The organism is Nocardiopsis alba (assembly GCF_000710955.1).
In the GTDB taxonomy this organism is placed as follows: domain Bacteria; phylum Actinomycetota; class Actinomycetes; order Streptosporangiales; family Streptosporangiaceae; genus Nocardiopsis; species Nocardiopsis alba.
In genome coordinates, this window is record NZ_BAZE01000003.1 from 334,720 (window position 1) to 358,778 (window position 24,059).

Annotated in this window: 23 protein-coding genes; 10 read left to right on the forward strand and 13 right to left on the reverse strand. The window is 70.7% G+C overall.

Annotation, left to right across the window (positions count from 1 at the left end; all coding sequences use genetic code 11):
• Positions 1–43: 43 nt before the first annotated feature.
• The 4 genes from TR33_RS07240 to TR33_RS07255 form a co-directional block, all read right to left on the reverse strand.
• A complete protein-coding gene (locus TR33_RS07240) occupies positions 44–1,408 on the reverse strand; it encodes a CoA transferase (RefSeq protein ID WP_042282268.1) in 1,365 nt (454 codons plus the stop codon).
• A 166-nt stretch (positions 1,409–1,574) separates the two neighbouring features.
• A complete protein-coding gene (locus TR33_RS07245) occupies positions 1,575–2,306 on the reverse strand; it encodes a DUF6882 domain-containing protein (protein WP_042282271.1) in 732 nt (243 codons plus the stop codon).
• Between the two features lie 9 nt (positions 2,307–2,315).
• Complete coding sequence (locus TR33_RS07250; RefSeq protein WP_042282273.1) at positions 2,316–2,981, reverse strand: TetR/AcrR family transcriptional regulator; 666 nt, start codon at positions 2,979–2,981, stop codon at positions 2,316–2,318.
• 31 nt (positions 2,982–3,012) lie between these two features.
• Positions 3,013–4,176 carry an acyl-CoA dehydrogenase family protein gene (locus tag TR33_RS07255; protein WP_042282276.1) on the reverse strand — a complete coding sequence of 388 codons (1,164 nt, stop codon included), beginning with the start codon at positions 4,174–4,176 and terminating at the stop codon, positions 3,013–3,015.
• A 168-nt stretch (positions 4,177–4,344) separates the two neighbouring features.
• Here TR33_RS07255 and TR33_RS07260 point away from each other — a divergent pair, with 168 nt between their 5' ends.
• A complete protein-coding gene (locus TR33_RS07260) occupies positions 4,345–5,163 on the forward strand; it encodes a TIGR03084 family metal-binding protein (protein ID WP_017534584.1) in 819 nt (272 codons plus the stop codon).
• Positions 5,164–5,194: 31 nt separating this feature from the next.
• Here the strand turns inward: TR33_RS07260 and TR33_RS07265 are convergent, their stop codons facing one another.
• The 3 genes from TR33_RS07265 to TR33_RS07275 form a co-directional block, all read right to left on the reverse strand.
• Positions 5,195–6,337, reverse strand: a complete 1,143-nt coding sequence (locus tag TR33_RS07265; RefSeq protein WP_234305772.1) for a hypothetical protein — start codon at positions 6,335–6,337, stop codon at positions 5,195–5,197.
• Positions 6,338–6,437: 100 nt separating this feature from the next.
• Positions 6,438–7,637: a DUF418 domain-containing protein gene (locus TR33_RS07270; RefSeq protein WP_042282282.1), complete on the reverse strand. Its 1,200-nt coding sequence runs from the start codon at positions 7,635–7,637 to the stop codon at positions 6,438–6,440.
• Positions 7,634–8,269 (reverse strand): TetR/AcrR family transcriptional regulator, encoded by a 636-nt coding sequence (locus TR33_RS07275; RefSeq protein ID WP_042282283.1) that lies wholly within the window; start codon positions 8,267–8,269, stop codon positions 7,634–7,636. Before TR33_RS07275 ends, TR33_RS07270 begins: the two co-directional genes overlap by 4 nt.
• Before the next feature lie 213 nt (positions 8,270–8,482).
• Between TR33_RS07275 and TR33_RS07280 the strand changes: the two genes are divergently transcribed.
• The 3 genes from TR33_RS07280 to thiD all read left to right on the forward strand — a co-directional run bounded on the left by TR33_RS07280 (position 8,483) and on the right by thiD (position 11,834).
• Positions 8,483–9,715: a flavin monoamine oxidase family protein gene (locus TR33_RS07280; RefSeq protein ID WP_084570224.1), complete on the forward strand. Its 1,233-nt coding sequence runs from the start codon at positions 8,483–8,485 to the stop codon at positions 9,713–9,715.
• A 34-nt stretch (positions 9,716–9,749) separates the two neighbouring features.
• A complete protein-coding gene (locus tag TR33_RS07285) occupies positions 9,750–10,925 on the forward strand; it encodes an amidase (protein ID WP_042282285.1) in 1,176 nt (391 codons plus the stop codon).
• A 105-nt stretch (positions 10,926–11,030) separates the two neighbouring features.
• A complete protein-coding gene (gene thiD / locus TR33_RS07290) occupies positions 11,031–11,834 on the forward strand; it encodes a bifunctional hydroxymethylpyrimidine kinase/phosphomethylpyrimidine kinase (RefSeq protein ID WP_042282286.1) in 804 nt (267 codons plus the stop codon).
• A 64-nt stretch (positions 11,835–11,898) separates the two neighbouring features.
• On the opposite strand, the gene TR33_RS07295 is transcribed toward thiD, so the two are convergent.
• Together TR33_RS07295 and TR33_RS07300 are read right to left on the reverse strand one after the other, a co-directional pair.
• Positions 11,899–12,969 (reverse strand): ferric reductase-like transmembrane domain-containing protein, encoded by a 1,071-nt coding sequence (locus TR33_RS07295; protein WP_042282289.1) that lies wholly within the window; start codon positions 12,967–12,969, stop codon positions 11,899–11,901.
• 75 nt (positions 12,970–13,044) lie between these two features.
• On the reverse strand, positions 13,045–13,545 hold the full coding sequence (locus TR33_RS07300; protein WP_017534577.1) for a MarR family winged helix-turn-helix transcriptional regulator: 501 nt from the start codon (positions 13,543–13,545) through the stop codon (positions 13,045–13,047).
• A gap of 124 nt (positions 13,546–13,669) precedes the next feature.
• Here TR33_RS07300 and TR33_RS07305 point away from each other — a divergent pair, with 124 nt between their 5' ends.
• From TR33_RS07305 to galK, 3 genes are all read left to right on the forward strand, one after another.
• A complete protein-coding gene (locus TR33_RS07305) occupies positions 13,670–14,626 on the forward strand; it encodes an EamA family transporter (protein ID WP_042282290.1) in 957 nt (318 codons plus the stop codon).
• A gap of 91 nt (positions 14,627–14,717) precedes the next feature.
• Entirely contained in the window at positions 14,718–15,749 is a 1,032-nt protein-coding gene (gene galT / locus TR33_RS07310) for a galactose-1-phosphate uridylyltransferase (protein WP_042282292.1), read from the forward strand.
• Complete coding sequence (gene galK, locus TR33_RS07315; RefSeq protein ID WP_042282296.1) at positions 15,746–16,924, forward strand: galactokinase; 1,179 nt, start codon at positions 15,746–15,748, stop codon at positions 16,922–16,924. The genes galT and galK overlap by 4 nt, the downstream gene beginning before the upstream one ends.
• Positions 16,925–17,024: 100 nt before the next feature.
• Here the strand turns inward: galK and TR33_RS07320 are convergent, their stop codons facing one another.
• Positions 17,025–17,288, reverse strand: a complete 264-nt coding sequence (locus tag TR33_RS07320) for a GlsB/YeaQ/YmgE family stress response membrane protein (protein WP_014912612.1) — start codon at positions 17,286–17,288, stop codon at positions 17,025–17,027.
• A 248-nt stretch (positions 17,289–17,536) separates the two neighbouring features.
• Here TR33_RS07320 and TR33_RS07325 point away from each other — a divergent pair, with 248 nt between their 5' ends.
• Positions 17,537–17,935 carry a helix-turn-helix domain-containing protein gene (locus tag TR33_RS07325; protein WP_042282298.1) on the forward strand — a complete coding sequence of 133 codons (399 nt, stop codon included), beginning with the start codon at positions 17,537–17,539 and terminating at the stop codon, positions 17,933–17,935.
• Positions 17,936–17,999: 64 nt separating this feature from the next.
• On the opposite strand, the gene TR33_RS07330 is transcribed toward TR33_RS07325, so the two are convergent.
• The 3 genes from TR33_RS07330 to TR33_RS07340 form a co-directional block, all read right to left on the reverse strand.
• Positions 18,000–18,611 carry an ATP-dependent Clp protease proteolytic subunit gene (locus TR33_RS07330; protein WP_017534572.1) on the reverse strand — a complete coding sequence of 204 codons (612 nt, stop codon included), beginning with the start codon at positions 18,609–18,611 and terminating at the stop codon, positions 18,000–18,002.
• Entirely contained in the window at positions 18,608–19,255 is a 648-nt protein-coding gene (locus tag TR33_RS07335; protein WP_042282300.1) for a ClpP family protease, read from the reverse strand. Before TR33_RS07335 ends, TR33_RS07330 begins: the two co-directional genes overlap by 4 nt.
• A 276-nt stretch (positions 19,256–19,531) precedes the next feature.
• Positions 19,532–20,026, reverse strand: coding sequence for a MarR family winged helix-turn-helix transcriptional regulator (locus tag TR33_RS07340; RefSeq protein ID WP_014911389.1), 495 nt, complete (start codon positions 20,024–20,026; stop codon positions 19,532–19,534).
• Between the two features lie 248 nt (positions 20,027–20,274).
• Between TR33_RS07340 and TR33_RS07345 the strand changes: the two genes are divergently transcribed.
• Entirely contained in the window at positions 20,275–23,232 is a 2,958-nt protein-coding gene (locus TR33_RS07345) for a Na+/H+ antiporter subunit A (protein WP_017534571.1), read from the forward strand.
• Positions 23,229–24,059: a Na(+)/H(+) antiporter subunit C gene (locus TR33_RS07350; RefSeq protein WP_017534570.1), complete on the forward strand. Its 831-nt coding sequence runs from the start codon at positions 23,229–23,231 to the stop codon at positions 24,057–24,059. The genes TR33_RS07345 and TR33_RS07350 overlap by 4 nt, the downstream gene beginning before the upstream one ends.

Consider the following 24,059-nt stretch of genomic DNA (forward strand, 5'->3'; position numbering starts at 1 on the left):
AGAAGCGTCGGGCCCGCCCGCCCCCACGGGCGGGGCCGTGCCGTCACGCCCAGGCGGCGGGGTCGGTGCCCCACCGGCCGGCGGGGTGCCGCCAGTCCCCGGGGCCGCCTTCGTAGTGGATCGGCGGGAGGGCGTACCGCAGCCGCCCATAGGGGGACGAGGTCTCGGTCAGCCACGCCTCGGCGTCGTGGTCACCCTCCGGCACCGGTTCCGGGACGACGTCGTGCAGCAACCAGGAGGCGGTACCGGCGAGGGAGAAACGCAGTTCGCGCCCCAGACCGTCCCCCTGCCGTTCGGTGAGCGCCCTCAGCACGCCCGCGGCCACCAGGTAGCCGGTGCCGTGGTCCAAGGCCTGGGCGGGGAGGACGCCCGGTCGGCCGTCGGCGGGCGACTCGATCGCCGCGATCCCGGTGGCGGCCTGCACGAGGCTGTCGAAGCCCCGCCGATCGGACCAGGGGCCCTCCCACCCCCAGGCACACAGTCGGGCGACGATCAGTCCGGGGCGGCGGGAGATCAGTTCCCCCGTGGAGAGTCCGTACCGGTCGAGGGCGCCCGGACGGTAGCCGGCCACCACCACGTCGGCGGTCTCCAGCAGCCCCTCGAGGACACCGCGGCCCTCGGCCGTGCCCAGGTCCACCAGGGTCGAGCGTTTGCCCTGGCCCGTGTCGATGTGACTGTCGGGGTCCTCCGGGGTGGCGGGCGGGTCGACCCGCAGCACGTCCGCGCCGAGGAGGGCGAGCGTCCGTGTGGCGACGGGGCCGGCGATGACCCTCGTCAGGTCCAGCACGCGCACACCGGACAGGGGGAGCGGTCCCGGCCCCAGGTGTCGTCCTCCGCTCTCTCCGAGCGTTCCGATCTCGACCAGGGGCGGGCGGTCCTCGGGAGGGGATCCGCGTTCGGGGGCGGGCGCCACGGCCACGGCCAGGCCGCCCGCCGCGTACACCCGTTCCTGGACCTCGACGGCGGACGTCTCGGCCAGCGTCGCCGCGAGTGTCTCGGGGTCGTCGTGGTCGCCGAGTTCGAGCGCCTCCATCAGGCGCCGGCGATGGTGGGGGTAGTTGGCGTGGGTGCGCACCCAGCCGTCGGCCGTCCTCCAGAACCCGGAGAGCGGGGCGAAGGGCGTCGGCGCGCGGCCGTCGATCCGCAGATGCCGTTCGCTGATGAAGGCGGTGGCCACCGCGCCCGCGTCCACTCGGACACGCGGCGCCGGCCCGCCGTTCCGGGCCGCCGCGAGTTCCGCGGCGGCGAGGGAGCACGCTCCGACCGTCGCCCCGGCCGCCTCACGGACCGGCAGCGTCGCGGGCAGCACCGCTCCGGCGGAGACGCGGGAGATCGGGACAGGGGGGTCGTCCGATCCGCCGAGTGCCCTCCAGACCCGGGCGGTCGTCTCGTCCGTCTCATGGTTCATGGGGTCATGCTCGCAGAGGGGCCGCGCGAAGGCGGAGCTCGGGGCGGATCGTCGGCGGGCACAGAGCCACCGCCTCGACCGGTGTCGAGGCGGAGGGCTCCCCCGTTCGTCCACGCTCATCGATCCGACCGGCCCTTCCGAGACGGAGGGGTCCGGATATGGAGGGTCAACCGGTGGTCGACGCCCCCGACAGGTTCCCCTCGATCCCCGAGATCCGGTTGTGCTCGTCGAAGGACACCTCGAAGGTGAAGTCGGCCCCTCCGAGGGTGATGCCGCTCCGCTCCGCGTCGACGAAACGGGGAGAGAGTCCGCGCAGGCGGGCGTAGGTGTACACGGCGCGCTTGTGGTCGAACAGCCGCAGACCGGAGATCCCCTCCTGGAGGATCCGCATGACCCGGGTGGAGACGGGGGCGGGCAACCTCAGGTCGGGGTGTTCGATGATGAAGGCCACCCGGGTGCCTCCGCCCGCGTCGCCGTTGTAGGAGAACCAGCGGCCGGTGAGGAGCTTGGCCGCCTCCGTGAGGGGGTGCAGCGCCAGGTGGGCCTCCTCCGGGGATCCGGGCAGGGTGGCGAAGGGGACCTCGGGGTCGGCCAGTTCGGGTATCTCGTTGTCGCGACCGAAGTCGCGCACGGCCGCGCCGAGGGCGGTCAGTTCCTCGGGGAAGCCGGAGGGGTTGGCCCAGCCCCACATCCAGGATCGGGGGCCCGGGGCGGCGCTGCCCAGGAGGTGGAACCGTTCGCAGATCAGGGGTCGCTCGCCGGTGAACTCGAAGCGGGCCGCTTGGAGGTCCACGTGCCAGTTGTGCTCGCCGAGGAACTCCTCCAGGTGGATCTGGTGTTCCAGGGAGAGCAGGGCCGCGTCGTCGAGCATGTCGGGAAGGGTGTGTTTCTTGCTCATGCGGTGATGCTATTTCCCGTCGCGGACACCGATCTCCTCCGGGCTCCGGGGAGGGTCCTCGTAGTCCAGGCCGATGCCTCGGGCCCACAGCCGGGTGGCGGTCTCCACGACCACCTCGGGGTCGTGTTCCTCCCCGTACAGGTAGAGCATCCGGGCCGTGTGCTCCACCATCCCGCCGAGCATGCTCGCCGTGGCCGCCACGTCGATGTCCGAGGAGGCGACCCCTTCCTCCTGGAGTCTGCGGGTGCCGGCGACGATGCGTTCGACGAACAGGCCCCGGATCTCCAGGAAGAGGGACCGGAAGAGGGGGTGCCTGGGCGAGATCTGTTCGATGACCTGCATGATCCGGGCGTTGTCCCGGTAGGCGTCCAGGAACCGACCGGTGGCGTGTCTGATGCGGTCGATCGGCTCGGTGCCCGGGGGCGCCGCCGAGCGGGCCGCGTCGAACATCTCTCCGGCCACCCCCTTGGCGACCTCGTGGAAGATCGCCTCCTTGGAGTCGAAGTAGGTGTAGAAGCTTCCGTAGGCGACACCGGCCCGACCGGTGATGCCGGCGATCCGGGTGTCCTCGAACCCTCGCTCCTCGAAGACCTCCCGCGCCGCCTGGACGAGCGCGCCCCGTTTACGGCGGCCTCGCTCGGTCGGCGGTCGCCCGGTCGTCGCCCGTCCGTTCACCGGTCGCCCCCTCTCCTCCCGGTTCGAAGGGTCAACGCAGAGGGAGGAACTTCGCGATGACCTCGTTCATGATCTCGTAGGTGCCGCCTCCGATGGAGAACACCCGGGCGTCCCGGTAGTGGCGTTCCACCTCGGTCCCGCGCATGAAACCCATCCCTCCGTACAGTTGGACGGCGTCGTCGACCACGCGGTCCATCGCCTCGGTCGCGGTGTTCTTGGCCATCGCCACCTCCGCGATGAGCGGTTCCCCGTCCTGGAGCCGTTCGGCGATCCCCCGAACGTAGGCGGTGGCGACCTCGGTACGACGGTGCATCTCCACCAGCCGGTGCCGCAGGACCTGCCGTCGGGCCAGAGGGCCGCCGAAGGCCTCCCGTTCGCGCACCCACTCCAGGGAGAGGTCGACGCAGCGCCGCGCGACCGCGCAGGCCTGTACGGACAGGCCGATCCGCTCGCTCGCGAACTGATCCATGATCTGGTAGAAACCGCGGTCCACCTCCCCCACCAGCCGATCGGCGGGAACCCGGACGTCGACGAGGGACAGCTCGGCGGTGTCGGAGGAGTGCCAGCCCATCTTGTCCAGGGCACGGGTGACGGTGAAGCCGGGTGTGCCGCGTTCCACGACGAAGAGCGAGATGCCCTCGTGGCCGGTGTCGGAGGTGCGCGCGGCCACGGTCACGAAGTCGGCGCGACAGCCGGAGGTGATGAAGGTCTTGCTCCCGTCGAGCACCCACTCGTCCCCGTCGCGGACCGCTCGGGTGCGCAGTCCGGCCACGTCCGACCCGGCACCGGGTTCGGTGATGCCGAGCGAGCAGATCGACTCCCCTCCCAGAGCCGGTCGGACGTAGTCGCGCACCAGGTGTTCGCGTCCGTCGGCGACCAGGGCCGGAAGGGCGATGGTGTGGGTGAACAGCGAGGCCAGGACCCCGGTGGGCACCCCGGCCAGGACGGCCTCCTCGGAGACGACGAGCTGGTCGAGCATCTCGCCCGCCCCTCCGACGGACTCGGGCTGACCGAGGCCGAGCAGTCCCAGGCGTCCCGCGGCCCGATGCAGGTCTCGGGGGAGACGCCCCTCCTCCTCCCATCGGTCCACATGGGGCAGGATCTCCCGGGCGGCGAAGGCACGGACCGTCTCACGGAGCGCGGCCCGCTCGGGGGTGTTCCAACGGTCGGTTCTCGGGGTGTCGGTCGCGTTCATCGGCGCACACTCGCATCCGTGTTCTGGGGGCGGACCTGGGTCGGGGCCTCTCGGTCGCCCGGAGGTGCGCGCCCACCCCTGGGAGACCCGGATCACCTTTTGTTATGGTGCGCGCAACATGACATGTCGGTCAACTCCGTTGTCCGGCCGCCACCGTGAGGAGACACCGTGGTCGACGTACACGCCCTCATCGAGGATCTGCGCGCGGAACAGGAGGAGTTGGCCGGTCTGTTGGCCGGGCTCTCCCCCGACGACTGGGCCACGCGCACCCCCGCGCCCGGTTGGGACGTCACCGACCAGGTCGCGCACCTGGCCTTCTTCGATCGGGCGGCGACGACGGCCCTGACCGACGAGGAGGCGTTCGCGCGAACACTGGCCGAGGCGGCGGCCGACCCGGAGGGGTTCGTGGACTCGGCCGCCGCTCCCCTGGCGGCCCTGCCCCCCGAGGAGCTGCTCCACCTCTGGGTCCGGTCCTCGGCGGACCTGCGCGAGGCGCTGTCCCGGGCTCCGGCCGGGACACGGGTGCCCTGGTTCGGCCCGCCGATGAGCGTGGCGTCGAAGGCCACGGCCCGCCTGATGGAGACGTGGGCTCACGGTCAGGACGTCGTGGACGCCCTGGGGGCGTCCCGTGAGCCCACCTCCCGGCTCGCGCACATCGTCCACCTGGCGCTGCGGGTCCGTCCGTACAGTCACATGGTCCGGGGGCTCCCCGAGCCGGCGGCCCCGGTGCGGGTGGAACTGACCGCCCCGGACGGCGGCCTCTGGAGGATGGGGCCCGAGGAGGCCGTGGACGTGGTGACCGGGGACGCGCAGGAGTTCTGCCTGGTCCTCACCCGCCGTCGCCACGTGGCCGACACCGACCTGCGATCTCGGGGGGAGGCCGCCGAGGAGTGGCTGGCGATCGGACAGACCTACGCGGGCGGCCCCGGCGAGGGACGTCGTCCCGGACAGTTCGCCGAGACCGCGCGGACCGACGGGCCGAGTTGACCGCCCCGTCGACTTCGTTCGAAGGTCTCCGCTACATCAGGCTCTGGAGGAGGGGACCGAACTCCTGATCGGCGGTGTGCAGGGAGACCGACCTGGTCTCGTGGTCGACCTCGACGCGCACCTCGGACAGACGGGGAAGACCGTTCTCGGTGGTCCCCGGACGCCACCAGAACAGCTTGTCGGTGACGGGCTTGTCGGTGTCCGCGACGAAGCGCTCGGTGATCCCCTGGAGGGTCTCCATGGCCTGGATCGGGTGCGCTGTGCCCAGGACGTGGGCCATCACCACGGGCGGGGACGGGAACACCACGAGCGCGCCGTGCTCGGTCTCGCCCAGGTGACGGGCCAGCTCGTGCAGTCGGGCGTTGACGTAGAAGCCGCCCTCGGAGCCGATGTGCACGATCGGCACGTCTCCCGCGTTCATGCGGGAGACCTCGACCGGTTCGCTCAGGGAGCCCTCGACCGCCTGCGCGAAGGCCTGCTCCTCGGTGAGGCCGAGGTCGGAGAGCTCGCCGCGGTTCAGCGGTCGCATGCTCTCGGGCGAGTCCGCGACCACGGTCTCCACCACCCCGGCGGCGAACGGGCGGGTCAGGAGCCGCTCCATCACCCCTTCGGGGAAGGCCGTCTCCGGGTAGAGGCGCGAGCGCAGGCTCTCGCGGGGCGGGGCCTGCCGAGAGGTCACCTGGCGCGCCCGCTCCTCGAAGGAGGCGACGAAGTCGGCCGCGGCCTTGGACGCGGTGCCCTCATCGGCCCCTTCGAGCGAGGCGAGGAGATCCTGGACGTTCTGCCGGATCCCCGTGCCGTCGGACATCGTGACGACCAGGGAGTCCGGGAAGTCGAAGTGGGCCCTGATCCCGCGCTCGGAGAAGGCGGACAGCAGGGCGTTGCGCCCCAGGTCCGTGGAGAGCGGAGGGTAGTGGGTGCCCACGGGGACCCCTCGTGAGCGGAGCTGCCGCAGCATGCCGAAGACGATCTGCTCGGCGAACTCCGAGTGCAGCTCGGGCGGGTGTCCGAGCACCTCGGAGACGGTGTCGGCGTAGTCGATGGCCAGGGGGTCGTGGCCCGGGATCGGGATCCGCATCCCGGTGGGCGGGAGCGCTTCGATCTCCACTCCGTACCGGGCGTAGGTCGAGGCCAGCAGGTTCAGGAAGGCCGCTTGGGCGTTCTGTGGGGGCATGTTCATGATGATGCTCCGGTGACGTCCGTCGTTGTCGTTCTCTGACGATTTCTCGTGTGGAACCGGGGGGCCGGCGTTCCGTTCCTTCTTCGCACAGGGTTCAGCGTGCCCGGGCCAGGACCTTCTTCTGGAGGGCCTCCAGGGGGCCGTGCTCGAAGCGGCGCAGCCACAGTGACGCGCCGACCAGGAGCGACAGGGACAGAACCGCCCACAGCCCCATGACCCAGCCGGGGCCGGTGTCCGCCATCCGCTCGGTCAGGCCCAGGCCGAAGCCGTAGCAGAGGAACATCAGGACCACGTTCTGTGTGACGTATCCGGTCATCGCCATCCGGCCGAGCGCGCCGAGCCCGGAGGCCAGGGGGCCCCGGCCGGTGACCCGGTCCAGTACCCATCCCACCAGACCGATCAGACCCAGGGCCACCAGCGGTGCCGCCACGTAGCGGTCCAACAGGAACCAGTTCGGGCCGGCCAGGGAGGTGATCAGCGTCAACGGGACGCCCAGGCCGACCCCCCATCTCGACAGTCGGGTCCGGATCCGCCGTCCGGTCTCGTCCGCCCCGAAGGCCCCGGCACGGAAGAGGCGCACACCCAGCAGGAACATGAACACCATCAACCCGAAGGTGATGATCGGTTCGATCCTCAGGGCCAGGGCGTTGTCCAGCCGGAAGGCGACCAGATCGGTGTAGGAACCGTGGGCGTAGAGGTCGATCGCCTCGGCGGGCACCCCCGTGTCCTCTTCGGGGAAGGCCGTCAGCGCGGCGGTCAGGAGCCCCATCGCGGCCAGGTGCAGGGAGAGCGACAGCCACATGACCGTGTTCCGCACCCGTTCCGAGCGGGTGAGCAGCCAGGCCACCAGCAGGGAGACCACGGCGTACCCCATGAGCACGTCGGCGGCGAAGACGAGGGTGAAGTGCACCGCCCCCTCGACGAAGAGGAAGAGCGCCCGCCACTTGTAGGGACCCGGCCACCGCCCCGCCCGGCGGGAGGCGGACCGGTACTGGATCGCCAGACCCACCCCGAACATGAGGGTGAGCAGGGCGAGGAACTTGCCGTTGGCGACGGTCCGCAGAAGCCCCTCCGCGAGCGTGCCCACCGAAGGGGAGTCGAGGAAGGCGGCCATGGGGGTGATCCCGTCATTGCCGTAGAGCATCACCGATTCGCCGCCGGGAGCGGTGAACAGCCAGACGTTGGTGGCCAGCGTGCCCAGGATCGCCACCCCGCGCAGCACGTCGAGCAGGGGGAGTCGCCCGCTCGTGTTCCCCGGCTCCGCCGGTCTCGTGGCTCCGACCGTTCCGGTCATCCCCGGTCCCCTTCCGTGTTCCGTTCGTCGGTGTCCTCGCCGGCCGTGAAGAGCCGGTCGAGGTGGCGCCGGAGCATGGCGCGGGAGTCGGCGTCCCCGTACAGATCGGGGTTGGTCAGTTGGTGCATGGTCAGTCCGTCGATCAGGGCGTCGAGGGCGCGCGCCTCCTCGGCCGGGTCCAGCCCCTCGGCCAGTTCGCCCCGTTCCCGCGCGGCGGCGAGGACCCGGGTGAACATGTCGATCACCGCGCGGGTGGCCTCTCCGTGCATGCGCGCCATCTCGGGGTCGGTGACGGTGGCGGGAAGGAACTCCAGCCAGACGGTGAGTTCCAGACGCCGTTCCTCGTCCTGTGGGAGGAGGGTGAGGGCCAGGCGGTAGGCGAGGTCGTGGATCGGTGGAACGGGGTCCACCGCCAGGAGCCGCTCCTCGCCCCGCCGGTAGAGGTGTTCGACACCGAAGCGCAGGAGCGCGGTCTTACTTCGGAAGTAGCGCTGGACCAGGCCGACGGAGACCCCCATCTCGTCGGCGATGTCGGCCAGTGTGGTCCGGGCCAGGCCTTTGCGCGCGACGGTGCGCAGCAGGGCCTCGGCGACCTGGATTCGTCTCTCGTCATGGTCCGCGGTGCGTGGCATATAAAAATATTATGGGCATATTTTTATGACCGCAACCTCTCCCCGGCCCGAGGGCCTCCCTGTGCCGCCCCGGTCCCCGACCGCCCCGATAATGCGGAGGCGGCGTCTCGACGGGTGAGGTGCCCACGAAGGTCTCGGGAGGCGGCGTTGACCACGGATGTCCACGGGTCGAAGGGAGGCCCTTCACCTCCGCTGAGTCGAAGATCCCTGCTGTTGGGCGGAGCCGTGCTCCTGGGAGGGGCGGTGGCGGTGGGCGCCTCGTTCCGGACTCTGGGAGAGCGGTGGGACGTCGTCGTGATCGGCGCCGGGGTGGCCGGTCTCTCGGCCGCGCGCAACCTGAGCGACCACGGCCTGTCGGTCGTGGTGGTGGAGGCCAGGGACCGGATCGGCGGCCAGTTGTACACCGACCGCGGTTTCACGTCGGTCCCGGTGGAACTGGGCGCGGGCCTGATCCACGGCCGTGACGCCTACACCTGGGAGCTCGTGGCCGAGGCGGAGGCGGAGACCGTCCTGGTCGGCCCCTCGGACCAGAGCACCGACCCTCTGCCGACCCCCGAACCTCCCCACGACACCGAGGACGCCGCCACCTATCTGACCCGCCTCGGAATCCCCGAGGACGGCTGGCCCCCGGTGTCCATCGACAACGAGCCGATGCACCGGTGGAGCGCCCGGTGGATGCACGACTCCGGGCTCTTCGACTGGTGGTCGACGCCCCGGGAGAACTTCCGGGTGGTGGACGGCTACGACCGGATCCTCTCCCCGCTCGCCCATGGCCTGGACATCCGTCTCTCGCACGCGGTACGCCGGGTCCACTGGTCGGACCGGGGTGTGGTGCTGTCGGTGGACGCCCTGGAGGGGCCGACCGAGATCCGGGCCGACCGTTGTGTGATCACCCTGCCGATCGGGGTGCTCAAGTCCGGTGACGTCGCCTTCTCCCCCGAACTCCCGGACGACCACCGCGAGGCGATCCGGGCCTTGGACCGCACCGACGCCCTGAAGCTCGTCTACGAGTTCGACCGACCGGTCTTCCCCGCCGAGGAGGACGTGCTGGGGTGGGACGAGGACACGGGGTTCGTGTTCTGGTGCCTCTCCAGAGAGGATCCGGAGGTGGTGGTGGCCTGGGCCGCCGGGGAGAACGCCCGCCGGTTGACCGCCATGACGGTCGAGGACCGCTTCGCCGCCGGGCTGGCGGCCCTGGCGGAGGCGTTGGACGAGACGGTCCCGGAGCCGAGGGCCCGGACCACGCACGACTGGGCGACGGACGAGTTCAGCGCGGGCGCCTACCTGTTCGTCCCTCCGGGCGCGCACGACGCCCCCGCCGCCCTGGCCGCCCCGGTCCGCGGGGTCCTGTACTTCATGGGAGAACCCACCACCGGCGAGAACACCGTCGAAGGCGCCTACGTGAGCGGCTACGACGGCACCGATCTCCTCTTGGCCGACCTGTGAGCGAACACCCCCGCCCGAGTCCCGAGGAGGACGCGTGACCCGAAGGACCGACACCGATCTCGGTTCCCTCGGAGCCGGAGAGACCGCCGACCTGGTGCGTTCGGGACGCGTGACGGCGGTGGAGACGGTCCGCGCCGCCCTGGAACGGATCGACCGGGACGATCCCCGGCTGCGCGCCTTCACCGAGGTGTGGCCGGGATCCGCCCTGTCCCGCGCCGCCGCGATCGACCGGGCCGTGCGACGTGGCGAGGTCCTTCCCCTGGCCGGGGTGCCGTTGGCGGTCAAGGCCTCCGAAGGGATCTCCTCGGTCCAGGCCGAGCGCCTGATCGCGGCGGGGGCCGTCCCCGTGGGGGCGGCCTCGATCCCCGGCCCGGGGACGGACTGGCGGACCTGGGGGGACACCCCTCGGGGGCGCACGGTGAACCCGTGGTGCTCCGACCTCTCCCCCGGCGGCTCCTCGGCAGGGTCGGCGGTGGCGGTCGCCGCCGGGCTCGTCCCGATGGCCACCGCGAGCGACGGGGCCGGATCGACCCGGATCCCCGCCGCGTGGTGCGGGGTCGTCGGCTACAAGCCGACCAACGGGCTGTTGCCGGCCCGCGACCGGGCCCGGCTGAACTCGGGCGGTCCGATCACACGCTCCCCCGCCGACGCCGACCTGTATCGCAGGGTCGTCCTCGGCGGTCCCGCGGTGAAGGCCCCCGTCACCACGCTCCGGGCGGGCTGGTCCGCCGACCTCGGGTTCGCCGACACCGACCCGGAGATCGCGCGCGTGGCCCGTGACCGACTACGGGCCTGGGAGGAGCGCGTGCCCGGCATGGAGGTGGTGGACGTGACGCTCGTGCTTCCCGACCCGGCCTCCTCCTGGTCGGCCCGGCGGAGCGGAGACGCCCCGACGCGCCACGGCGGCCGATACGCCCCTTCGGCCCTCGACGCCCTCCTCTCCGAGGTGGACCTCCTGGCCACCCCCACGACCCCGAACCCGCCGCATGGGCACGAGGGCCCGGGTGACACCATGAGTGTGGCTCTGACCTGGGCGTTCAACCTGACCGGACATCCGGCTCTCAGCCTTCCGGCGGGCTTCGACCGGAACGGTGCGCCCGTAGGTGTTCAGCTGGTCGCCGACCACCATCGCGACGGTGATCTGCTCGCCGCCGCCCGTACCTTCGAGGACGTCGGCGCGCTGTTCTCGGCGCCCCCGTCGGACGACTGATATGCCTGAAATGACCAGTTGTGATGCAATGTCCAGTGGGTTCGTGACCCGTCAGGGCCCCGACACCGCGCAACAACACAACGAACAGAGGGAGGTTGGTGTTCGATGACCAACCGCGCGTACGTGATCGCAGGGTCGGAGGCCACCGGCGGAGCCGGGATCCAGGCCGACCTCAAGGCCTTCCAGGAACTGGGCGTCTACGGTGTCGGAACGATCACCTGCATCGTCTCCTTCGATCCCGCGAACTCCTGGGGACACCGCTTCGTCCCGGTCGACCCGGGCGTCATCGCCGACCAGATCGAGGCCGCGACGTCCTGCCACGACCTGGACGTCGTCAAGATCGGTATGCTCGGCACCCCCGACACGATCGACGTCGTGTCCAAGGCCCTGCGCGAGCAGGAGTGGCGTCACGTGGTCCTCGACCCGGTCCTGATCTGCAAGGGCCAGGAGCCCGGAGCCGCGCTCGACACCGACAAGGCCCTGACCGCGCAGATCCTGCCGCTGGCCACCGTCATCACGCCGAACCACTTCGAGGCCCGCACGCTCGCCGGGATGGAGAGCCTGGAGACCGTGGACGACCTCATCGAGGCCGCCCGTCGGATCCACGAGCTCGGCCCGCGGCACGTGATCGTCAAGGGCGGGACCGAACTGCCCGGCCCCGACGCCGTCGACGTCCACTTCGACGGCGAGGAGGTCACCGTGCTGAGCGCCCCCAAGATCGGCGAGGAGCGGGTGAGCGGCGCCGGCTGCACCTTCGCGGCCGCGATCACCGCCGAACTGGCCAAGGGCGCCGAGGTGGGCGACGCGGTCCGCACCGCCAAGACGATGGTCCGCGCCGGGATCACCGAGCGGCTGACCACCCACGCCCCCTTCGCCTCGGTGGTGCCGATCGCCCCCACCGAGGCCTGACGGCCCGGGTCGGGGCGGACGTTCCGCCCCGACCCGGAGTCGTGGTGTCACGGGAGGGGACCCGTCAGCGGGTCCTCTCCCTCTCTCGTGCCGCTCCGCCTCGGGACGGGCGTGACCACGCCATGGCCACCGCCGTCCCCAGGATCAGGAGCAGGACGACCAGACCGCCCCAGACCATGCCCTGGTCGACCAACATCTCCCCGGCAGGCACGTCCGGTGAGCGACCTCCATCGTTGCCGGTCGCGACCACCCCCACCAGGAGCACGAGGGTGCCCGCGAGCGCCAGACGCGCGCCGGCCACGCCCAGCGCCCGGGCCCGTCCGAGGAGGTCCTCACCGCTCCACCGGAACCGTTCCTCCCGACGCAGCGGGGCCAGGAGACGGGCGAGCAGGAGCGCCGCCACCGGGATCTGGAGGAGCCACACCACCGTCCGGAACCAGCCGTCGAACCACACGTTGGTCCCGTACAGCAGGGTGTGCCAGACGCTCAGCACGTACACGACGATGACGAAGCGGTGCAGTACCCGCCATACGCGGGGGCCGGTCCAGGAACGGACGTAGTAGGCCAGGCCGAGCGGGATGGCGAGGTAGAAGGCGATCAGACCGATCAGGATCGCCACCTGGCCGGTCCCGGTCGAGTATCCACCGGGTACGAACACGTCCACGAAGGCGGAGAGGAGTCGGCCGCCCGGGCCGAGACCCTCCTCGTCGGCGCGGACCAGTTCGATGAAGAACGCGAGCATGTGCGCGAACATCAGCCCGATGGTGGTCAGGGAGGTGACGCGGTGCCAACGTTCCCACCGCGCGTGCGTGATCGGGGACCCCGATACCGGGGCCGAGGAGCGGATCAGGCCGAACATGATGGTGATCCACGCCCAGAGCAGCGCCGACCATCCGAAGGCCTGACAGACGATGTAGAGCCAGTACTCGCGCAGGTCGGCGAGGAACGGCATGACCATGATGGTCTGCGACGTGCCGGCCTCGATCCGGACGCAGAGGATCGCGAAGATGAGCGCCGTCACCACCAGCGCGGCGCCGGTGTCCGGTATCAGACGGCGGAGGTCGGCTCGGAGCGTGGCGCGATCCACCCGGGATCGTCGGCGCGCCGCCGACGCGGGTTCGGTTGTTTCGGACATGGGGGACCTTCCGTAGCGGGAACCACCATGACAGCGGATCCGGCCACGCGAGGCCACCCCCGTAACGGAGCGGGACTATTCGGGCGCGCCATCTCCCAGGGAGAGCAGGAGTTTGCGCAACAACCCGACCAGCCTCTCCTGTTCGTCGGGGTCGAGCCCCTCCAGGAGAACAGCTTCGCCGGCGACGTGTCCCTCCACGACGCGGTCGACCGTGGCCAACCCCTCGTCGGTGAGCCCGACCAGGACGCGACGCCGGTTGTCCGGATCGACCTCTCGGTGGACCAGGTCGCGTTTGACCAGCCGGTCCACGCGGTTGGTCATCGCGGAGGAGCCCACCATCGTCATCCGCACCAGGTCCCTGCCGGTGAGCCGGTAGGGGGCGCCGGCCCGGCGCAGGGTCGCCAGAACGTCGAACTCCCAGCGTTCGAGACCCTCCTCCGCCAGGAGGTCGCCGATGCGCCGCCCGAGGATCTGTTGCAGGCGGCCGGTCCGGCCGATGATCGCCATGGGCGAGACGTCGAGGTCGGGACGTTCCCGGGCCCACTGCGCGAGGAAGAGGTCGACGGCGTCGTTCATCCGGCGATCATAGCGACGCGCGCTTGACGGTCTCGTGAGCACGAACATAATCTTTCGACATCGAAATATTCGATATCGAAAGGTAAGCCATGACACCCCCCGCCCGAAGACGGGAGGTCCTCCGGTGAACGGCCGGGGACGGATCGCCGTCGACTCCCTGCTCACCGCGCTGGCCCCCGTCGTCTGGGGCAGCACCTACCTGGTCACCACGGAGTTCCTGCCGCCCGACCGCCCGCTCCTGGCCTCCCTCGCCCGCGCGCTGCCCGCGGGCCTGATCCTCCTCGCCCTCTCCCGTACCCTGCCCACCGGTGTCTGGTGGTGGCGCTCCCTGGTCCTGGGCACCCTCAACATCGGTGCCTTCTTCTACCTGCTCTTCGTCGCCGCCTACCTGCTCCCCGGCGGGGTGGCCGCCCTCGTGCTCACGATCCAACCCGTCATCGTCCTGGCCCTGTCCTCCCTGCTCTTGAGCGAACGGATCCGACCCGCCCACCTCCTGGCCTGCCTCCTGGGCGCCGTCGGCGTGGGGCTGCTCGTCGTGGGTCCCGAGGCCGCCCTCGACCCGATCGGCGTCCTGGCCGGAGTGGCGGCGGCGATCTCGATGGGGACCGGTCTGGTCCTGACCAAACGCTGGGGACGCCCCGAAGGGGTGGGCCTGCCGGGGGTCACCGGCTGGCAGCTCACCGCGGGAGGGATGGTCCTGCTGCCCGTCACCCTGCTGGTGGAAGGGGTGCCGAGCACGATCTCGGCGGTCGAGCTGGCCGGGTTCGCCTACATGAGCCTGATCTGCGCGCTGCTGTCCTACGTCCTGTGGTTCCGCGGCCTGGAACGGCTGCCCACACTGGCGGTCTCCTTCCTCTCCTTCGCCAGCCCGGTCACCGCCACCCTGCTCGGCTACCTGGTCCTCCACGAGACGCTCACCCCGATCCAGGGGGCCGGGGCCGCGGCCGCGATCGGGGCGGTCCTGCTGGTCCAACTGACCGCCCACCGACCACCACCGCGACGCGCCCCGAAACGGCGCGCCTCATCGGTCGTCGGGGCACGGTCCGGTGGTTTCAGGGACGAATCCCCCCACGACCTTTGACAGGGTCACGGTGGCCCTTCAGACTCTCCTCCGACAGGACCGGACCACCCGCGGAAGGGCGCGGTCCGGCCGCACGACGTCGGGAGCCCGGATGAGGAAGACCAGCGCCCGTCTGGCCGATGGCCGGGAGATCGTCTACTACGACGAGTCCGACCACGGCGACCGCGCGCACGTCGACCCCCGGGCCCTCCCCGCACGCCCCGCCGGCTCCGAGATCCGCCTGGACCCCTTGACCCGGGAACCCGTGGTGGTCGCCGCGCACCGGCAGGACCGCACCCACCTACCGCCCGACGACCGCTGCCCCCTGTGCCCCTCCACCCCGGAACGGCACACCGAGATCCCCGCGCCCTCCTACGACGTGGTCGCCTTCGAGAACCTCTTCCCCGCGCTCGCCGGAGACCGGGGTCGCTGCGAGGTGCTCTGCTTCTCCGACGAGCACGACACCTCCCTGGCCCGTCTGGGCCCCCGGCGGATCCGCACCGTCGTCGACGCCTGGGCCGACCGCAGCGCCGTGCTCTCGGCACTCCCCGGCATCGAGCAGGTGTACTGCTTCGAGAACCGCGGACCGGAGATCGGGGTGAGCCTGCACCACCCGCACGGCCAGGTCTACGCGCTTCCGTTCGTCACCCCGCGCACCCGCGACGTCCTCGCCTCCGCCCGCGCCCACCGCGAGGAGACCGGCGGCGACCTGTTCGAGGACGTCCTCGCGGCCGAACGGGCGGGCCCCCGGGTGGTGCTGGAGAACGGCCACTGGACCGCCTTCGTCCCCGAGGCGGCCCGCTGGCCCGTCGAGGTGCACCTGTACCCGCGCCGCCCCGTCGCGGACCTCCCCGACCTCGGCGACGCCGAACGCGACGCCTTCGCCGAGCTGTACGCCGACCTCCTCGCCCGGCTGGACCGACTGTTCGACCTGCCGCTGCCCTACATCGCCGCCTGGCACCAGGCCCCGCTCCACGACGCCGAGGCCCGCTCCCTGTCCCGGCTGCGGCTGGAGGTGTTCTCCGTTCGCCGTGCCCCCGACCGCCTCAAGTACCTGGCGGGCACCGAATCCGGCATGGGCGTCTTCGTCAACGACGTCGCCCCCGAGACCACGGCGCGACTGCTCCGGAAGACCGGCCGGTGAACGCCGACGACGGGCAGCCGGGACCGACCGTCCGGGCCGAACGGGCCGCGGAGGGGTTCCGGAGGGCGTTCGGGCGTTCCCCCGAGGGCGTGTGGGAGGCGCCCGGAAGGATCAACCTGATCGGTGAGCACACCGACTACAACGACGGCTTCGCCCTGCCCCTCGCCCTCCCCTGTACCCTGACCGTCGCCGCCGCCCGCCGCGCGGACGGTGTGTGGCGGTCACGGTCGCCGCGCTTCTCCGAGACCGTCGAGACGGACGGGGAGGCGGCCCCCGGTTCGGTCGACGGCTGGGGCGCCTACCCCACCGGCTGTCGGTGGGTCCTGCTCGACGAGGGACACGACGTCGGCGGGATGGACCTGTTCGTGGACGGCTCGGTCCCCATGGGCGGCGGACTGTCGACGTCGGCCGCGTTGTGCTGTGCCGCGCTGCTGGCCGCCACCGACCTGTACGGGATCGACGCCGATCCCGGGGAGGTGGCGCGGTGGGCCCGTCGGGCGGAGAACGACTTCGTCGGCGTCCCCTGTGGCGCCATGGACCAGCTCGCGGTGATGGCCTCCCGCGAGGGACGGGCCCTGTTCCTGGACTGTCGTTCCCTGACCACCGAGCCGATCCCCTTCGCACCGGACGAGCACGACCTGTCCCTGCTGGTGGTGGACACCCGCGCTCCGCACCGGCTGGTGGAGGGCGCCTACGCCGAGCGTCGGCGCTCCTGTGAGAGGGCCGCGCGCGCCCTCGGGGTACCGGCGCTTCGGGACGTCGACCTCGCCGGGCTGCCCCGGGCCCTGGACCGGCTTCCCGACGACCGGGCGCGCGCCCGGGTCCGGCACGTGGTGACCGAGAACGCCCGTGTGTTGGAGACGGTGGCGCTCCTACGTGAGGGGCGGGTCCGCGAGATCGGCCCCTCGCTCACCGCCTCGCACGTCTCGCTGCGTGACGACTACGAGGTGAGCGTGCCCGAGGTGGACACCGCCGTCGAGGCCGCCCTGTCCGCCGGCGCGTTGGGCGCCCGGATCACCGGGGGCGGGTTCGGCGGCTGCGTCATCGCCCTCGTGGACACCGACCGGGTGGCCTCCTGCGTACGGGAGGTGCGCTCCGCCTTCGCCGAGCGCGGTTTCGGGGAGCCGTCGTCCTTCGCAGCGCCCCCATCGGACGGGGCCCGGAGACTGCGCTGACCTCCCTCTCCCGGTCCGGAGACGAACGTCCGAGGCCGCCGGAGCGACTCCGGCGGCCTCGGATCGGGTCTTGGGCGCGACTGTGCGGTGGCGAGGTGGATCAGGCGGTACGTCCGGTGTTCTTGGAGTACATCCCGTCCACGAGGTAGACGATCCCCGCCGCCACCAGGACCTGGACGATCAACACGAACCAGAAGGCGTCCCAGATCATGGTGCCGATCCATCCGCCGATGAACGCGGCCACGATGCCCAGGACCAGGGTCAACCAGATCGGCAGATGCTGTTTACCCGGAATGACGAGTCGTCCCAGAGCGCCGATGATCAATCCGACGATGAGCGCGCTGATGATGCCGGTGATCTCCACGGGACCTCCCCCAGTAGACGCCCTCCCCTCGTTCCCCGTCACATGGGCCGGAACACCGGTTTCCTTCCCGACCTACGAACCTTTTGCCATGATTTGAGTGCCATGAGCACTCCGACGTCTCCCGTCCGGATGTCCCGGCGTCACGGGGTTCTGCCGTGCGCAGAAGGGCGGACCGACCCCTCCCTCGGGACGGGGCGTCGGGCGTAGGGTCGAAGGGACGGAACGATCCGACCGCCCTGGAGGCACCCATGAGCGAGAGCGTCCTGCGCTCCTTGGACGATGCCCGCAGGGGCGAGCGTCCCGCCGAGCCCGCGGAGGAACCGCTCATGCGCGACCTCGTCGGCGAGCTGCTGCGCCGTACCCGCCTGGAACGAGGGCTCACCCTCCGCGAGGTGGCCGAGGACTCCCAGGTGTCCCTGCCCTACCTCTCGGAGATCGAACGCGGACGCAAGGAGGCCTCCTCCGAGGTCCTCGCCGCGGTCTACCGTTCCCTGGGACTGAGCATCGCCGACGTGCTCGGAGAGCTCTATCGGCGTACCGCGCTCGCCCGTTTCGAGCGTGTGGGCGACCGGTCGACGGTCCTGACCCCGACCTCCGCCCCGTCGACCTCCGCCCACAGGACCGTGGTCCTGTCCCTGGCGGCCTGAGGCGCTCCCCTTCCGCATCGGGGTGGAGCGACCTCCGTCGCCCCACCCCGTCGACCGTCTCGGCTCAGCCGGCCGGAGCGACCTCGCCCCGACCGGAGATCACGTTGTCCACCAGCCCGTACTCCCGGGCCTGGTCGGCGGTGAAGATCTTGTCCCGGTCGGTGTCGGCCCGCAGGCGTTCCCGGGGCTGACCGGTGTGCCGCGCGAGGATCTCCTCCACCTGGGAACGGACCCGCAGGATCTCCGCCGCCTGGATCTCCAGGTCGGCGGCCTGCCCCCGCCCCTCCCCGGAGGGCTGGTGCAGGAGCACGCGGGAGTGCGCCAGGGCGGCCCTCTTGCCGGGAGCGCCCGAGGCGAGCAGCACCGCGGCGGCCGAGGCCGCCTGACCCATGCACACCGTGGCCACGTCGGCCCGGACGAAGCCCATGGTGTCGTAGATGGCGGTCAGCGCGGTGTTGGATCCCCCCGGAGAGTTGATGTAGAGCTGGATGTCCGTCTCGTGGCTCTCGTGGTCCAGGTGCAGCATCTGCGCCATGACCACGTTGGCGACGTCGTCGTCGATCGAGGTCCCGAGGAAGATGATCCGTTCGGACAACAGTCGACTGAACACGTCGAAGGAGCGCTCCCCGTTCGGGGTCCGCTCGATCACGGTCGGGATCGTGTAACGGCCGCTCATCGGGCGCCCCCTCCTCGGACGAAGCCGGGTGCGGTCCCGCCGAGACGCAGGCCGCCGCCCATCTGTTCGGCACTCTCGATCACGTGGTCGATGAAGCCGTAGTCCCGGGCCTCCTCGGCGGTGAACCAGGCGTCCCTGTGCTGGTTGGCCGCGATGGTCTCCTCGCTCTGCCCGCTGTGTCGGGCGATGAGCTCGATCATGGTGCGCTTGGTGTGCGCGAGGTTCTCCGCCTGGATCGCGATGTCCGCGGCGGTCCCGCCCAGCCCGCCCGAGGGCTGGTGCATCATGATCCGCGCGTGGGGCATGCTGTAGCGCTTGCCCGGTGCGCCCGTGCAGGCCAGGAACTGTCCCATGCTGGCCGCGAAGCCCATGACCAGCGTGGAGACGTCGTTGGGCACGAAGTTCATGGTGTCGTAGATGGCGAGTCCGGCGGAGACGACCCCGCCGGGGCTGTTGATCGCCAGGGTGATGTCCTTGTGCGGGTCCTCGTCCGCCAGGAGCAGGATCTGCGTACAGACCCTGTTGGCGCTCTCCTCGTCCACCTGGGTGCCCAGCAGGACGACGCGGCTGCGCAGCAGGCGCGCGGAGAGCTGGTCGTCGAAACTCCCGCTCGGTGGGGTCTCCGCGGCGTATGTGGTCGGCATCGGCACTCCTCGGTCCGGCTCTCTTCCCGGGGGCGGACCGTGTGTCCGTCCGGGCCGGTGCCTTCAGCCTGCGCCGGGATACGCCGCGGTCTCCACCTTTTCGGCCGGGGGCAGATCTGCCCAGGGCAGAGGGGCGGACGAGCCGAGGGACGATGCTCGAAGGGCGTCGGTGGGGAGCCGGGCCCGTGATCGTTCCGTGTGTTCCTCGACACCCTCGTTCCGTCCGAGGGAGGGGCGGGCCCGGGTTCTGGGGGCCCGTGTCGTCGAGGCGCTGGATCAGCTCTCGTCTATGGCGGACCTCAGGTCGCGCAGGACGTCGAGGACGATCGGCCGTAGTGCCGGCCTGATCGCGTCGAAGACCTGTCGCTGTTTGTGCTCCATGGATTTGCGGCGCTCGGCCAGGACGCGCTCACCCTCGCAGGTGAGGGCGACGACGGTGCTGCGTTCGTCACGTTCGGACCGGCGCCGGACCATCATCCCCTTGCGCTCCAACTGCTGGATCATCCGGGTCGCGGACGGCGACGATACGCCGACGATGTGAGCGACGGCACCGACACTCGGTCCGTCCATGCCGCGTACCGCCTCCATGAGCAGCGACTGTGTCAGTGTGATCTCCTCGGCACCGCGATGCCCATGTCCGCCCCGGGAGCGGGCGTGGAGCGCCGCGTTGATGAGTTCTGTCCACACACGCTGGAACTCCTCGAGTTCCACCTCGTTCGAATCGGTGGATACCCGCTGCTCAGAGCGGGTCTCAGGGGTCTCGTCGAGCACGAAACGGTCCTCGCAGGATGGGCTCTGCGCGCGGGTCCCCGACCCGCGCGGTGGTTTGACGCATGTGTAGTCTAGCTATTAAATAGCTTGCGCACGCAAGTTCAAGTAGATCCATGCCCTCTCAAAACGGTAGCGACACCCCCGTCCACTGATCCGGTTGTGGGCGGCTGTCTGCTGCGAGGGCAGTGGACGTCCGTCCGAACACCCGGGCGGGCCCGGACCGGTCCGGGAGGGGCGCATTGACAACAGTGCTGGTCGCGCATTTCATCACCGCTGCGGTCGCACCGTTACTGGTGCGTCTGTGGGGGCGTAACGGCTTCTATGCCCTGGCGGTGGTCCCTGGACTGTCCACCGTGTGGGCCCTCTTCCAACTCCCGACCATCCTCGCCGGAGGCACCCTCTCCGAGTCCGTGGCGTGGGCCCCGCAGTTCTCGCTGCGGCTGGGCCTGTACATGGACGCGCTCGGCCTGGTCATGACCCTCATCGCCGCCGGCGTGGGCACGTTGATCCTGGTCTACTGCGCGCGCTACTTCGGCGACTCCGAATCCGGGCTGCCGCGCTTCGCGGGCGTGTTCGTCGCCTTCGCCGGCGCCATGCTCGGGCTCGTGCTGGCCGACGACCTCATCCAGCTCTTCATCTACTGGGAGCTGACCACGGTCTTCTCCTACCTCCTGGTCGGGCACAAGGCCGAGTCCCAGGAGAGCCGCCGCGCGGCGATGACGGCCCTGACCGTCACCACCTTCGGCGGTCTGGCGATGCTGGTGGGCATGATCATGCTCGGCGAGACCGCCGGGACCTACGTGATCTCCGAGATCGTCGCCGACCCGCCCGAGAGCGGGGCGGTGGTCACCTCGGCCCTCGTGCTGATCATGATCGGCGCGATGTCCAAGTCGGCCCTGTTCCCCTTCAGCCTCTGGCTTCCCGCCGCCATGCAGGCTCCCACGCCGGTCTCCGGCTACCTGCACGCCGCGGCGATGGTCAAGGCCGGTGTCTACCTGGTCGCCCGCCTCACGCCCGCTTTCGGGGACGTCCCCGTCTGGCAGGTCATGGCGGTGACCTTCGGTGTGGTCACCATGATCTTCGGCGGCTGGAAGGCGCTCCGCCAGTTCGACCTCAAGCTCGTCCTGGCCTACGGCACCATCAGCCAGCTCGGTTTCCTCATCGCCCTCCTCGGCACCGGAACCCGCGCCGCCGCCCTCGCCGGTCTCGCGATGGTCGTCGCGCACTCCCTCTTCAAGGCCCCGCTGTTCCTCGTGGTCGGCATCATCGACCACAGCACCGGAACCCGGGACCTGCGAGAACTCTCCGGTCTGCGCAAGTCCATGCCCGGCGCCTTCTGGGTCTCGATCGTCGCCCTGGCCTCCATGGCCGGGCTGCCCCCCACCGCGGGCTTCGTCGCCAAGGAACTGGCCTTCGGCGCCTACACCCACGGTGGTCGGTTCGACGCCCTGATCCTGACCGGCATGGTCCTGGGCTCCATCTTCACCGTCGGCTACAGCCTTCGGTACCTGTGGGGCGCCTTCTTCGACAAGGAGGGCGTCTCCCCCACCCCGGTCCACGCCCCCGGAGCGCTCTTCCTCGCGCCCGCCGTGGTCCTGGCCGGGCTGAGCCTGCTCGGCGGCCTGTTCTCCAACCCGGCCGACCCGCTCTTCGCCACCTACGCGGACACCGTTCCGCAGGGTCCCGGCGAGGAGTACCCCACGTACCTGACGCTGTGGCACGGCTGGGAACTCCCGCTGCTGCTGTCGGCGATCTGCGTCGTGGGCGGTCTGGTGCTGTTCTACTTCCGCCACGGGGTGGCCTGGCTCGGCAATCGCACGGCCCTGTTCAACCCCGAACGCAACTACCGACGCATGATGGCCGGGCTGGAGACGTTGGCGCTCCAGGTCACCGGTAGCACCCAGCGTGGTTCGCTGCCGGTCTACCTCGGCACCATCCTGGTCGTCATGGTGGTCTCCGCGACCATCCCGGTGTTCACCGGACGCCTGTGGGAGCTTCCCGCCCCGCAGATCCGTCTGTGGGACACCCCGGTGCAGATCATCCCCGCCGCGATCATCATCGTGACGTCGCTGCTGATCCTGTTCGTCCGTCGCCGCCTCTACTCGGTCATCCTGGTGGGCATCGGCGGATACGGCGTGGCCTGCATCTACTACCTGTTCGGCGCCCCCGACATCGCGCTCACCCAGTTCCTGGTCGAGACCGTCAGCCTGGTCGTCTTCGTCCTGGTGCTCAGGCGTTTCCCGACCTACTTCTCCGCCCCCGCCCTGCGCGGGCGTCGGACCTGGAACATGGTCATCGGAGCGGCCAGCGGTGTGCTGGCGGCCGCGATGACGTGGTTCGCCCTGGCGGGACGTCAAGAGCCGTCCATCTCCGAGCTCTACCCGGAGGCGGCCGAACGGGCCGGTGGGGAGAACATCATCTCCGTGCTGCTGGTCGACCTTCGTGCGTGGGACACCATGGGCGAGATCTCGGTGCTGGCCGCGGCCGCGGCCGGCGTCGCCAGCCTGATGTTCGTGCGCCGCCGGGCCCAGCCCCGCAAGGCCCCCGGTGGGGTGATGGCGCTGTCGGTCACCAAGCCTCCGGCGCCCTCCACCGAGCAGGGCCGGGTGGACCTGGGCGAACTCCGATTCGCGCCCAAGGACATCCGGGTCAAGCCCGTATGGAACCGCACCTGGCTCCCCGGGGCCGCCGCCCTGCCCACCGAACGCCGATCGGTCATCTTCGAGGTGGTCTCGCGCTTCCTCTTCCCGGTGATCATGATCCTCTCGGTGTACCTGCTGCTCACCGGCCACACCGACGTCGGCGGCGGTTTCGCCGGCGGCATCGTGGCGGGTGTCGCCTTCATCGTCCGCTACCTCGCGGGCGGCAGGTTCGAGCTCTACAACACCGCGTGGGTCCAGCCGGGAGCCCTCATCGGCGCCGGTCTGGCCCTGGCCACGGGCACGGCGATCGGAAGCGCGATCTTCCTCGGCGACGTCCTCGCCGGTGCCCACGGATACGTCGACTTCGGCATCTTCGGAACGGCTCACCTGACCGTCTCGATGATCTTCGACATCGGTGTGTACCTGCTGGTGATCGGCCTGATCCTGGACATCCTGCGCAGTCTGGGCGCCCGCATCGACGAACAGATCGAACGGGACGCCGCCCTCGCCGGGGAGACCGAGGGTCCCGAGGCCCGCGAACGAGCCGAGGAGGTCACCTCGTGAACGAGTCACCCAGCCTGACCCTCGTCGTCGTCATCGGGGTCCTCGTCGCGGTCGGCGTCGTCCTCCTGCTGGAGCGCAGCCTCACCCGTGTGCTGTTGGGCTTCATCGTGATGAGCAACGGCGTCAACCTGATGATCCTCGCCATGTCCGGGACCCCGGGCAAGCCGCCGATCCTGTGGTTCAGCGGCGGCGAGGAGATGAGCGATCCACTGCCACAGGCGATGATCCTGACGGCGATCGTCATCACCCTGGGCCTCACGGCCTTCCTGCTGGCGCTCGCGTACCGGAGCTGGCAGTTGGAGGGCAACGACGAGGTCCAGGACGACGCCGAGGACCTCAGGATCGTTCAGGGCGAAGGGCGTCGCGCCGTTCGCCAGCGCTTCCTCAAGGAGCGACGCAAGCTGCGGGCGGACATCCGTCGTCAGCGCGCCGAACTCCAGGCCACCATCGCCGCGGCCGACGCCCAGGAGCTGGCCGAGCAGGCCCGCATCAAGGCCGAGATCGCGGCGGCCCAGGCCGAACTCGCCAGGTTCGAGGTCGAGGCCGAGGACGGCGAGGCCGATGAACGGTCGCAGGAGACCGTGCGTCGTCTCACCTACCGCCAACAGAGCATGGTCAACCAGGTGACGGAGCTGCGCGGCCGGATTCGTCTGGGCCGCAAGCGGCTTCGCGAACACCGGCGCGCCGACCGTGCCGCCGAGCGAGAACTGTGGCGCGAGCTGCGCCGCCGGATCCGCTCTCAGCGGCGGCAGGCACGGCAGACCATGCGGGCAGAGCGCGAACGCCTGGCCCGCGCTGAGGACAGCGACCTGCAAGGGAACGACTGA

Coding starts and splice junctions, on each gene's coding strand:
- TR33_RS07255 (WP_042282276.1), bottom strand. CDS start 4,176: ATGAACGCGACCGACACCCCGAGAACCGACCGTTGGAACACCCCCGAG.
- thiD (WP_042282286.1), top strand. CDS start 11,031: ATGACCAACCGCGCGTACGTGATCGCAGGGTCGGAGGCCACCGGCGGA.
- galT (WP_042282292.1), top strand. CDS start 14,718: ATGAGGAAGACCAGCGCCCGTCTGGCCGATGGCCGGGAGATCGTCTAC.
- TR33_RS07325 (WP_042282298.1), top strand. CDS start 17,537: ATGAGCGAGAGCGTCCTGCGCTCCTTGGACGATGCCCGCAGGGGCGAG.
- TR33_RS07300 (WP_017534577.1), bottom strand. CDS start 13,545: ATGAACGACGCCGTCGACCTCTTCCTCGCGCAGTGGGCCCGGGAACGT.
- TR33_RS07245 (WP_042282271.1), bottom strand. CDS start 2,306: ATGAGCAAGAAACACACCCTTCCCGACATGCTCGACGACGCGGCCCTG.
- TR33_RS07240 (WP_042282268.1), bottom strand. CDS start 1,408: ATGAACCATGAGACGGACGAGACGACCGCCCGGGTCTGGAGGGCACTC.
- TR33_RS07335 (WP_042282300.1), bottom strand. CDS start 19,255: ATGCCGACCACATACGCCGCGGAGACCCCACCGAGCGGGAGTTTCGAC.
- TR33_RS07270 (WP_042282282.1), bottom strand. CDS start 7,637: ATGACCGGAACGGTCGGAGCCACGAGACCGGCGGAGCCGGGGAACACG.
- TR33_RS07275 (WP_042282283.1), bottom strand. CDS start 8,269: ATGCCACGCACCGCGGACCATGACGAGAGACGAATCCAGGTCGCCGAG.
- TR33_RS07265 (WP_234305772.1), bottom strand. CDS start 6,337: ATGCCCCCACAGAACGCCCAAGCGGCCTTCCTGAACCTGCTGGCCTCG.
- TR33_RS07295 (WP_042282289.1), bottom strand. CDS start 12,969: ATGTCCGAAACAACCGAACCCGCGTCGGCGGCGCGCCGACGATCCCGG.
- TR33_RS07330 (WP_017534572.1), bottom strand. CDS start 18,611: ATGAGCGGCCGTTACACGATCCCGACCGTGATCGAGCGGACCCCGAAC.